This window comes from Streptomyces sp. NPDC054849 (genome assembly GCF_053610945.1).
The window spans coordinates 1-10,344 of the sequence record NZ_JBSGZI010000164.1 but is presented as its reverse complement, the minus strand read 5'-3'; the positions used below and the strand labels follow the sequence as shown (position 1 = coordinate 10,344).

9 protein-coding genes are annotated in these 10,344 nt (G+C 71.1%); 6 read left to right on the top strand and 3 right to left on the bottom strand.

From position 1 onward, the window contains the following. Positions 1 to 134 precede the first annotated feature (134 nt). From ACWGIF_RS36960 to ACWGIF_RS36950, 3 genes are all read left to right on the top strand, one after another. Complete coding sequence (locus tag ACWGIF_RS36960; protein WP_453504131.1) at positions 135 to 563, top strand: SgcJ/EcaC family oxidoreductase; 429 nt, start codon at positions 135 to 137, stop codon at positions 561 to 563. A gap of 255 nt (positions 564 to 818) precedes the next feature. Then, entirely contained in the window at positions 819 to 1,829 is a 1,011-nt protein-coding gene (locus ACWGIF_RS36955) for an NmrA family NAD(P)-binding protein (protein ID WP_453504129.1), read from the top strand. 190 nt (positions 1,830 to 2,019) lie between these two features. Further along, entirely contained in the window at positions 2,020 to 3,036 is a 1,017-nt protein-coding gene (locus tag ACWGIF_RS36950) for an AraC family transcriptional regulator (RefSeq protein ID WP_453504127.1), read from the top strand. On the opposite strand, the gene ACWGIF_RS36945 is transcribed toward ACWGIF_RS36950, so the two are convergent. After that, positions 3,026 to 3,601 carry a GNAT family N-acetyltransferase gene (locus ACWGIF_RS36945; RefSeq protein ID WP_453504125.1) on the bottom strand — a complete coding sequence of 192 codons (576 nt, stop codon included), beginning with the start codon at positions 3,599 to 3,601 and terminating at the stop codon, positions 3,026 to 3,028. The genes ACWGIF_RS36950 and ACWGIF_RS36945 overlap by 11 nt on opposite strands. A 657-nt stretch (positions 3,602 to 4,258) precedes the next feature. On the opposite strand from ACWGIF_RS36945, the gene ACWGIF_RS36940 reads away from it, so the two are divergent. From ACWGIF_RS36940 to ACWGIF_RS36930, 3 genes are all read left to right on the top strand, one after another. Further along, positions 4,259 to 4,714, top strand: a complete 456-nt coding sequence (locus ACWGIF_RS36940) for a hypothetical protein (protein WP_453504123.1) — start codon at positions 4,259 to 4,261, stop codon at positions 4,712 to 4,714. 309 nt (positions 4,715 to 5,023) lie between these two features. After that, entirely contained in the window at positions 5,024 to 5,464 is a 441-nt protein-coding gene (locus ACWGIF_RS36935) for a VOC family protein (protein ID WP_453504122.1), read from the top strand. 284 nt (positions 5,465 to 5,748) lie between these two features. Further along, positions 5,749 to 6,618 (top strand): AraC family transcriptional regulator, encoded by an 870-nt coding sequence (locus ACWGIF_RS36930; protein ID WP_453504121.1) that lies wholly within the window; start codon positions 5,749 to 5,751, stop codon positions 6,616 to 6,618. Positions 6,619 to 7,032: 414 nt separating this feature from the next. Here ACWGIF_RS36930 and ACWGIF_RS36925 read toward each other — a convergent pair whose 3' ends face one another. Continuing rightward, positions 7,033 to 7,482 carry a PRC-barrel domain-containing protein gene (locus ACWGIF_RS36925; protein WP_453504119.1) on the bottom strand — a complete coding sequence of 150 codons (450 nt, stop codon included), beginning with the start codon at positions 7,480 to 7,482 and terminating at the stop codon, positions 7,033 to 7,035. Between the two features lie 392 nt (positions 7,483 to 7,874). Continuing rightward, complete coding sequence (locus ACWGIF_RS36920) at positions 7,875 to 9,164, bottom strand: ClC family H(+)/Cl(-) exchange transporter (protein WP_453504117.1); 1,290 nt, start codon at positions 9,162 to 9,164, stop codon at positions 7,875 to 7,877. Between the last annotated feature and the right edge of the window lie 1,180 nt (positions 9,165 to 10,344).

Here is a 10,344-nt window from a genome sequence, read left to right as displayed (position 1 = left end):
GTCTTCGATGACGTGGGCGACGTCGAAGACGGGTGGGGCGGCGGAGCAGAGCAGGTAGAGAGTCCTGGTGGTCATGCCGCCATATGATCATATCGCTTGACCTCGACCAAGGTTGAGGGAGCAGGATCGAGCTCATGGACATGGACATGGACATCGAAAATGAGGCACGGGCGGATTCCGTCGAGGCGATCAGGCAGGTCGTCGCTGTGGTCGAGCGTACGCAGCGGGCCAGGGACGCGGAGGGTTTCCTCGCGCTGTTTCATCCGGATGCGATATGGACGACCGGTCACGGCAGGGTGCTGATCGGGTGGGAGGCGATCGCCGATTTCACGCGGGCGGTGCTGCCGGCGGCGGTATGGGATGGTGAGGTCACGTACGAAGTGGTTCACATCCGGTTCCTGCGGCCGGACGTCGCGGCGGTGAAGGTCCGCCAGGTCTACCACGGGGCGGAGGGCGGCACGGAGGGTGCGCCACTGTATGTGATGACGCGGGACGAGGACGGGCGGTGGCTGCTGGCGGCCTGCCAGAACACCCAGGTGATCGCAGACCGAGACCCGGCGTAACCCTTGTCGCCCCGGGGCCCGGCCCTGCCCGAGCCTCGGCTTTCGGGCCCCTTGCCGGCCCCGGTCCCGGGCAGCCCGCTCGCGGTCCGGCCGTCCCGTCGACCGGTCTCTCGGCCGGGTGGCGTGGCGGCCGAGTGGTGTGGCCTGCCGAGTCGCGGGGCCGGCCGAGTGTTGTGGTGCGGGGTTGGACGTTTGCGTATGCAGGTGAGCTTTTCGGCTATGTTCCGTCTCGCCAGGGTGGACTTGACTGGGGTCATGACGCAGACGACGAACCACCACACGCAGACCACAGCCACCCAGGCCACAACCCGGAAGGCAACAGCCCAGGCCACAGATCAGGCCGAAGCCACTGCCCAAGGCATCGCGCAGACCACCGCCGGGACCACCGACCACGCCGCCGGTCGGGACATCGACCCGGCGGCTGTTCAGGGGGGTCGGCAGGGCAGCGGGCAGGGGATCGCCCTGGTGATCGGGGGGACGGGTAAGACCGGCCGGAAGGTTGCCGAGAAGCTTGCTGCCCGAGGGTGTGCGGTCCGGGTCGGTTCCCGGCGGGGTGAGCCCGCCTTCGACTGGAATGAGCCCGCCACGTGGTTGCCGGCACTGGAGGGTGTCGACCGGGTGTACGTGACGTACTACCCCGACCTTGCCTTCCCCGGCGCCGTCGAGCAGGTGGGAGCCTTCGCCGAGGTCGCGGTGGCAGCGGGCGCGCGTCGGCTGGTACTGCTGTCGGGGCGGGGCGAGGAGGCCGCGCGGCTGAGCGAGGACAGGCTGAAGGCCTCGGGCGCCGACTGGACCGTGGTGCGGGCCAGTTGGTTCAACCAGAACTTCGACGAGAGCTTCTTCCTGGAGTCCGTACGGGCCGGGGAGATCGCCCTCCCGACGGCGGACGCGGTCGAGGCGTTCGTCGACACCGATGACATCGCCGACGTGGTGGTGGCCGTGCTCGGCGACGACCGGCACATCGGCAGGACGTATGAGCTGTCGGGTCCGCGCCTGCTCAGTTTCGCCGATGTCGCCGCTGAACTGTCGAAGGTCACCGGCCGTGCGATCGTCTACGTTCCGGTCTCGGACGAGGACTATCGTGCGGTGCTGCGTGAGAACGGTCTGCCGGAGGACTTCGCCGAGTTGTTCACCCTGATCCTGGACGGGCGCAACGCCCAGGTGGTCCACGGGGTCCAGGAGGTACTGGGGCGGCCGGCCAGGGACTTCGCCGACTTCGCCCGCGAGGCGGCGGCCACCGGCGTGTGGGACCAGCCGTCCTCCTGACCCGATAAACCGAACCCGACTTGAACCCGAACCTGAACCGAACCGAACCGAACCGAACCAGCCCCGGCCCCGCCCCCGTCCCCGACAAGTCGCCCGGGCGGGCCGCGGCCGGGCACGCACCCGAACCGGATGCCCGGTCCTGTTCCCCGGGTCTGCTGCCGGGGTGGGGCGGTGCGGGGAGGATGTGTGCATGGACATGTTGACCGGTCTTCTCGAAGGCCCCAAGGCCCGGGGTGCTTTTCTCCTGAAGTCTGTCTTCGATCCGCCGTGGTCCTTGCGGATCGAGGACCGTGCCCCGCTGTCGGTCGTGACGATGGTGGCCGGCTCGGCGTGGCTGCTGCCCGACGGTGAGGGTGCCGAGCCGGTACGGATCAGGCCGGGGGACGTCGCCGTGGTGCGGGGGCCTGACCCGTACACGGTTGCAGACGCCCCCGACACGCCGGTCCAGGTCACCGTGGGCCCTGATCAGCGGTGCAGCACGCCGACGGGCGAGGATGTGTCGGAGTCCATGGCATTGGGCGTGCGGACGTGGGGGACGGAGCGGCAGGATCCCGGGTCGGCGGTGATGCTGAGCGGCACCTATCAGGCGCCGAGTGAGATCGGCCGGCGGCTGCTGGAGGCGCTGCCCACGATCCTGGTCCGCCCCGCCCGGGCCGCCGATTCCACCCTGATCGGCCTGCTCGCCTCGGAGATCAGCAGTGAGGAGCCTGGCCAGGAGGTGGTCTTGGACCGGTTGCTGGACCTGCTGCTGATCGGGGTGCTGCGAGCGTGGCCGGCGCAGGCCGGCTCCGGTGCCCCGGCCTGGTACCGGGCCCAGAGCGATCCGGTGGTCGGCCCGGCCCTCCGCCTGCTGCACGGGAATCCGGCGTACGGATGGACGGTTGAGGAGCTGGCCGTCAAGGTGGGCGTCTCCCGGGCGTCGCTGGCCCGCCGTTTCACGCAGGTTGTCGGAGAGGGGCCGGCCGGATACCTGACAGGCTGGCGCCTCGCGTTGGCGGCCGATCTGTTGCGGGAGCCGGACGCCACGGTGGCCACGGTGGCCCGCCAGGTCGGCTACGGCAGTGCCTTCGCCCTTTCCGCGGCCTTCAAACGGGTACGCGGTGTCAGCCCGCAGGCGTTCCGCTCGGGCGCCGTCCCATCCGGTTCGGCCGCGCCGTCCGAGGCGGCGGCGGTGCGGTCCGGGGGCACGGTGGTCCTCAGCCGTTAGCCGCCGCCGGGCCCACGGTCGGACGGGCCGCCGGACCGACCGCCGGGCTGGTGGTCGGGCTGGTGGGCCGGGGGAGGTGAAGGGGGAGTACGCCAACTCGCTGGCCGCCGCTGAGTTCACCGGTGGGCGCGAACCCGAGGCCCAGGTAGAACGGTTCGGGACTGTTCTCGCCCGTGTCCCAGCTGACGTACGCGCGGTGGGTGCCGCGGCGGCGGATCTCCTCGCAGACCGCCCGAACCGCGAAGCGGCCGTAGCCCTTGCCTTGGTGGCTCGCGTGGATGTTCAGCCGCCAGATGCCGCTGCGCCGGTCCGCGGGGTCGGTGTCGGGATCCCAGACGATGTCGAGGAAGGCCATGACGAAGCCGACGATCTCGGGGCCGTCGACTATGGCCCGCGGCCAAGCGGCAGGGGCGTGGACGTACGCCTCCGCCAGCGACTTCACCACCGGGGAGACCAGATGCACCTGGTCGGGCCGCACCTGCACTGCGCACACGGCGTCGAAGTTCTCGGCGGTGATGGGCTCCAGACGCAGTGGGAGGGACGGCGAACTGATCACAGCTGACATGCCCTCACCCTAACGCGACCCACCCGGCGGCCCTCCGGCCCGTCACGACATCGCGCCGGCCGCTCCCGGTGCTCTCCGTCCAAGGCACGGACGGTGCCCGGCGCCATGATCAGGAAGACGAACGGCGCCTTGCGCACCCCGGCGCGGTGGTTCGCGGGCAACAAGTCGACGACAACGGCGACGGCAGCCAGATGGCCGCGCACCAGCACTGGACAGCCGCCGGGCCGGTCACTGCCGGGCCCGACCTCCGCAGCCCGGTCCAGGCCTTCGCCGCCGGTCGGCGGACCTCTCACAAACGGACCTCGCTGACGGCGCCGGGGCGCTACAAGTAGAGCTGGCCAAGACGACGGGGAAGGGGGAAGACGATGGAGGTCTTGCAGTGGGGGTTGCGGGCGCTGATCGTCGTGGCGGTACTCGTCGGCTGGCACCGCTATCGCTATCCGGGCGGCTGGGGTCCCGCCTTCAGCCGCAGCTACGCCCCCCGAACGCCGGGAACTGGCACAAGCCCGCCGGCGCCTCACAGCCCGGGCCGTTCAGGCATGGTTCCAGCGGACCGCCGTCCAACTTCGCCTCAGCTCCGCTCAGGCCGCCCACCGTCGCCGCGTCACCGCCGCGGAACAGGCCCTGCGCGAAGCCCAGAGTCCTGGCAGCGGTCCGGTGGTGGGCAATCTCGGTACCCTGATCCTGCACCAGCACACGCTCTCGATCGGTGAGGCTGAGGAGCTGCCACTGGCCGACCTCACCGTGCGGATCCATCACGGTTCCAAGAGCCACCACCTGATCGTGACCGAGGCAGGCGGGCACGTCTATCACGTTCCGCTCTCGCAAGGCGAGCACGAAGAAGACGCCGTACACGCTTTCGTCACGCTCATCACGAACGCTGCACGCCTCGACGCGGTCTTCCAGGCAAGCCTGGGAGACCGCGTGAAGGCAGCCCAGGCAGCACTGACCGAAGCTGAAGCCGACACCACACAGGAAGACGCCGTCCGCACCGAGCTCCACGACATCACACAAAAGCACCAGCTTGACCCGGAGCAGGCAGCCGCACTCGCCCGACTCAAAGCAGCGCGCCAGAAATGGAAGGACGTCACAGGCCGACTCCCCGCAAGGTGATCAAGCAGCCGCATTCGCATAGGACTTCCCCCAAGCGCCGCGGATGCGGTCTCTGCGGCCGTGCCGGTGCGGCGGCGGCCCCGCGCACCGGATTCCGCCGCCGGGGTGTCACTCCATGGCCGGCTCAACAGCCGTGCCGTGCTCCTCGCACCAGTGCACCGACTCCGCCATAGGCGTGCCGCTTGCACGCACAGGCCTCTCCCTGGCGCCCGTATAGGCCAGGGCAAGACCTTGGGGAAACGTCGCGTCCGCGGTGCGTCTGCGGTGCGTCGGCGGCCTCCGTCCCGCCAGGCGTTCTAGCGTGAGCGGATGGAACAGCGCATCACCCTGGTCACTCTGGGAGTTTCCGATCTCGCACGCGCCAAGGGTTTCTACGAGGCCCTGGGCTGGCGGGGACAGGAGGTCGAGGCGACGGTCTTCTTCCAGGCCGGCGGGCTCGCGCTGGTGCTGTGGGATCGGGACGAGCTGGCCCGCGACTGCGGTGTGGAGCCTGGACCGGTCGGCGGGTTCGGCGGGATCGCCCTGGCCCACAACGTCCGCTCCGAGGCCGAGGTGGACGAACTGCTCGCTGCCGTACGACGGGCAGGGGGCAGCGTCACCAAGCCCGCGGCCGTCAATGCGATCGGGTTCTATTCCAGTGCTTTCGCTGACCCGGACGGCCATTCCTGGGAGGTCGCGTACAACCCGGGGTTCCCCCTTGCTGCAGACGGTTCGGTCACCCTGCCTGATTTCGGCGGTGTGCAGAACTGATCGAGGCAAGGGCCTCACGCCGCACGTCGCACCACCTCCTTCAGGTCCTGCGCTAACCGCGAACCGCGAAACGCGAACCCGTCGCCGGGCGCCCACTGCCGCCGCCTACTGCCGCACCGCGCCTGCCGCTCAGTCCGCCTTCCGAGGCTGGGTGTGGCCTCGCCTTGCCCGGCAGTGTGAGCAGGGTCGGCTCCACGCCCGTGCAGGCACATGATCGGATTGGATCGCTGCGGTCGGGTACGGCCGGGTTCTGCCAGGCAGGGTTGACATCGAAAGGAGGCCTCGTGATCTCGGCACTCAACCAACTCGTCGATCTCGTCGAGGAGCACCTCACCGAGGAGCTCGACGTCCACGCATTGGCCAGTGAGCTCGGCACGACCGAATACCACCTGCGTCGCATGTTCTCGTCGTTGGCCGGCATGCCGCTGTCGGAATACATGCGCCGACGCCGCATGACCGTCGCCGCCGCCGACGTCGTCCGGCGTGAGGACGATCTGCTGAGCATCGCCGTCCGGCACGGGTACGGCTCGACCGAAGCGTTCGGACGTGCGTTCCGTGCGGTCCACGGCGCCGGCCTCAGTGACGTGCGCCGCGACGGAGGCCCCCTGCGCACACAACCGCAGCTCAGGTTCCACCTGACCGTCGAAGGGAGCATCCCCATGGACACCCACCTCGTCGACCGCCCCGCATTCCGGCTGGTCGGCCACGCAGCCCGGGTTCCGCTCATCCACCAGGGCATCAACACGCACATCCAGCAGCACATCGCCGCACTGCCGCAAGAGGAGCATCTCCGGCTCAGGGCCCTCGGCGACGTGGAGCCCGGGGGGCTGCTGCAAGTCTGCGACGACCTCCACCCCGACGGCACGGAGGGGAGCGAACTGACCTACCTGCACGGGGTCGCCGTCTCCAGGGACACGCCCGCGCCCGACGACCTCGATGCCATCGAGGTACCGGCCGGCAAGTGGGCGGTCTTTCGCACCACCGGACCGCACCCGAAAGCCTTGCAGACGACCTGGGCCGCGACCGCGACCGAGTGGTTCCCCTCCAACCCGTGGCGCCTCCGGCCAGGTCCCTCGATCGTCGCAGTCCTTGAGCGCGCGGACGACTTCAGCACCGCGACCTGCGAGCTGTGGCTGCCCGTCGAGCCGGCGTGACCGACTGCGGTTGCGGAATCGATCCAGGCCGGCCGCCGAGTGACCCGTGCGGCTGATGCGCTTTGAACTCGGCGACGCAGTGGTCAGGCCCGCAACGCAGCATCCCCGGCGTTGTGGGCCTGCCTGCACCATGTGACGCTCGCCCCCGCCCAGTCGCCGTGCCAGCCGCGGCCGGTGGCGACCGGGGCGCCCCTCCACCTGACGACGAGTCCGGCGAGTCCGGCGAGCACAGCCTGCGATGACGGACATGGGCATGGGCCAGGGACATGGCCATGACGGCCAGCCCAGTGACGACCTACGCCCTACGCCCCGTACTTCTTGATCGTCTCCGTGGACACCACCGGTGCGCCCCGGCCGGATGCGCCCTCAGGGCTGCCCCGGCCCAGACCGGCACGGTCTCCCGGGGCGCCCGGCTCACCGCCCCGGCTGTACCGGTCGCAGGCGGGAGACGGTGTGCTCCCGGCCGGCCGTGCCCTCGCGAATGGCCTGCGCCCGGTCCATCGCCCCCCACCCCGCGTCGCTCTCGGCGTTGACTTCGTCGCGAGCATCCCGCAGGCCGTAGTGCCCGTACAGCTGCTCCTCCTCCGACACCGAGAGCACGCTCCCGCAGTCGAGCGCCGCGCAGGGAGCCTGCTCGATCAGCGTCACCGGATACGGGACGACCAGGCGCCCGTCTTTCAGCTCCGCCTGGCGCAAGGGGACGAACACCCCGCCCAGCCCCGAGGCCCGGTCGGTGACCCGTACCCATTCGGGCCTGCCGGTCGTATCGTCCACCAGGACGTACTCCACCTGGCCCAGGCGCTGCCCCTGATCCGTGTGCGCCGCGCATCCGGCCATGGCCGCGAGTTGGTCTTGAGTGATCACTGATGCTCCTTTCCTCACTGCCGCGCTCGCTTTGTCGTCCGTCGGCTACCCGCGTAGGCCGATGGGAAGCGTCGTGCCGCCGGCGTGCATGTACTGGCGAGTAGGGAAACCCGGCGGCCCACGGGGTGACCGGTTCGGTGTGGTGACCGAGGCCGGCCGATCCCGGATACCCGGGACCGGCCTGCGGTTCGCCTCGGCATGTGACAGCAGAGACGGTCGACCCAGAGGTGCCATCCTGCTGAGGTCGCAGGATGGTGCTGCGTTCGGGCATGGGGTCGCTCCTGAGGGCGCGGGACCGCCCGGCGGCAGGCGCGTCGACGACTGGGTGACCGGTGAGCGGGAAGTCGTGCACCGCTGTTCGGCGAGGCCGCACCCTGTAGGACCCGGCCTCCTCAAGGGTGGGACTGCATCCGGCGCCGCAATCTGTCGTAGATGGGTTCGCTCCCCAGCCAGTCCGCGGTCATGGCTGCGCCGCAGCATGCGATCAGCAGCGGCGCCAGCAATGCGGTGGCGCCCGTCATCTCCACGACGAGGACGATGCCCGTGAGGGGCGCCCGTACGACTCCCGTGAACAGGGCGGCCATCCCCACGACCGCGAAGGAGGCCGGACCCGCCGCGTCAGCCGGCAGCAACGGGGACGCGAATGCGTGGACGAGGGCCCCCCAGAGGGCTCCCAAGGCCAGCAGTGGGGCGAACAGTCCGCCGGGGGTCGCGGCCGCGTAGCTGAGCGGGCCCGCCACGAACCGGACGGCGAGGCAGGTCATGAGCGCCGCCACCGTGATGCCGCCGCCCGCCAGCAGTCGTTCGCTCAGCGGGTCGCCACCTCCCGTCAGGAGGGGATCGACGGCCATCAGGGCCCCGATGGCGGCCCCGATCACAGCCGCTCGGACGGGCAGTGGTACCCGGGTCAGCCGGTCGCAGGCCTCCAGTGTCCGTACGATCAGAGCGCTGTAGGCAGCGCCCAGCGCGCCGGCCGCCATGCCGAACAGCAGGAAGGCCGGCAGCATCCACAGCGGTGGGGCGGGCAGGCCCGGCATCGGGAACTCGGGCCCCGCGCCCACGATGAGCTGGGAGCAGGCCACCGCGGTGACGGTGCCGACGAGCGTCAGCAGCACCAGGCGGGGCCTGATCGTACGGGTCACCTCCTCGCAGACGAACAGCACTCCGCCCAGCGGAGCGGTGAACGCGGCGGCCAGCCCCGCCCCGCCGAGCGCAGTGTGCAGCAGGCGGGCGTCTTCGGCGTCCAGCCGGGTGCGCTGACCGGCCACCGCCCCGATCGCGGCGCCCATGTGGACGATCGGGCCCTCCCGCCCCAGGACCAGGCCCGAGCCGATCGCGATGAGGCCGCCGATGAACTTCGCCGGCAGCAGTCGCAGCGGGCGTCCCTCGGATTCCCCGCGCCAGACCGCCTCCACGTGCTGGATCCCACTGCCCGCCGCGTGCGGGACCCGCTGGGCGATCGCGCACGCCACCGCCGCGCCCACCGCGGTGAGGGCCATCGGGACCAGCCAGCCCACCACACCGAGACCGGCCGCAGCCTCGACGACCGAACCGCGCAGCATGTCGGCGTGCTCCAGGCACCACCGGAAGCCACCGCCGACCAGCCCGACCAGGCCGCCGCCCATCCCCGCGACCACGAAGACGCGGGCGGCCTTCCGGCAGTCTGGCCGAGCACCCGGCATGAACTTCCTCCAGCGAGCCGCATGAGGACGTCCGCCGAGCCTGCACCCATCGCCCGGCCGTCATGACGAACCTCGCCGTAGCCGTGCCCCGACCCACCCCGACCGGGCGAACCCGTCTGCAGGGCCGTCTCGGGCCGGCCGGCCGGTTCTTGACTCGGCACAGCTCCCCACCAGAGGGCCGGCCCGGCCGCCCGGGCTCGGCCGGCCGGGCGTCGGTGGTGGGGACGCTCCTGAATGGCGCGGGCTTTAGCCGCCTGGCGTCCGGGGCGCCGCGACGATCCCGGACTGCTCTACTGCCGGGACTGGAAGGGCCCGGCGCCCTGAGTGGATGGCCGGACATCCTGAGTAGCGCTCCGGCCGGGTGGTGGGTGGTCGGCATGGAGTGGTGGGGCGGGATGGTGGGGGGTAGGGGTTGTGGGTGGGCTATGTGTGGCGGGTCGGGCGGGTGGGCTGGGTGTGCAGACGGCCCCCGGGATGTTTGTCTCCGGGGGCCGTTTGTGTCCTTCGCTTGACCGTGTGGTTCAACGACGGGCTGGCGGGAGTGTCACGCCCGTAGGGTGCAGGTTTTGTGTGAACGGTGAGAGCGGCCCGCTGCGGACGAGCGGTCACCGCCATGCGGTCCGGTGTCTGGGGTGCCTGTCCGGCCGGGCCGGGCGGTAGTTGCGGCCGGCTTCCATGGGGTGTGGTGAGCGTGTTGCCCGTCGCGGGTTGGTGGCGTCCTTGTTCTGGTGGCCGGCGGTGGGTGGGCCACCGGCCATGTGCTGATGGGGGACCGGGGGTGGTGCCGGGCTGTGCTTCGGGGGCCGTGGTGATCTCGGCGCCGGTGTGCAAGCGGGTGGTTTCGGGCGCGGTGGCCTGGCGGGTGCGGTTCCCGGCGCGGAACCCCCGGCAGGCGCAGGCTGGTTCGCACCGGGTGTTTGTGGCGCGGTTGCCGGTGCCGGCTGGTCATGGCGTGCGCCGTTCCCGCCGGGGCTCTGCGCGACACGGCGGGTGCTCCTTGCGGTGGTGCGCGGCAGGCTCGGCGGCAGGTGCACCGCCGGGTGTGTGGGGGAGTGCGGGAATCCCGCCCGGGCATGCGAATACTCGTGCAACGGGGCGGCTTGCCGGCTGCGCCCGGCCCGGTCCCGGCGCGCCGCCGGGGACCTGCGCGGTGCGCAGTTCCGGCGGCGCAGCCCTGCCC

Excerpts from the sequence above, each read along its gene's own strand:
- ACWGIF_RS36960 (WP_453504131.1), top strand. The coding sequence starts at position 135 with ATGGACATGGACATGGACATCGAAAATGAGGCACGGGCGGATTCCGTC.
- ACWGIF_RS36935 (WP_453504122.1), top strand. The coding sequence starts at position 5,024 with ATGGAACAGCGCATCACCCTGGTCACTCTGGGAGTTTCCGATCTCGCA.
- ACWGIF_RS36955 (WP_453504129.1), top strand. The coding sequence starts at position 819 with ATGACGCAGACGACGAACCACCACACGCAGACCACAGCCACCCAGGCC.
- ACWGIF_RS36920 (WP_453504117.1), bottom strand. The coding sequence starts at position 9,164 with ATGCCGGGTGCTCGGCCAGACTGCCGGAAGGCCGCCCGCGTCTTCGTG.
- ACWGIF_RS36950 (WP_453504127.1), top strand. The coding sequence starts at position 2,020 with ATGGACATGTTGACCGGTCTTCTCGAAGGCCCCAAGGCCCGGGGTGCT.
- ACWGIF_RS36945 (WP_453504125.1), bottom strand. The coding sequence starts at position 3,601 with ATGTCAGCTGTGATCAGTTCGCCGTCCCTCCCACTGCGTCTGGAGCCC.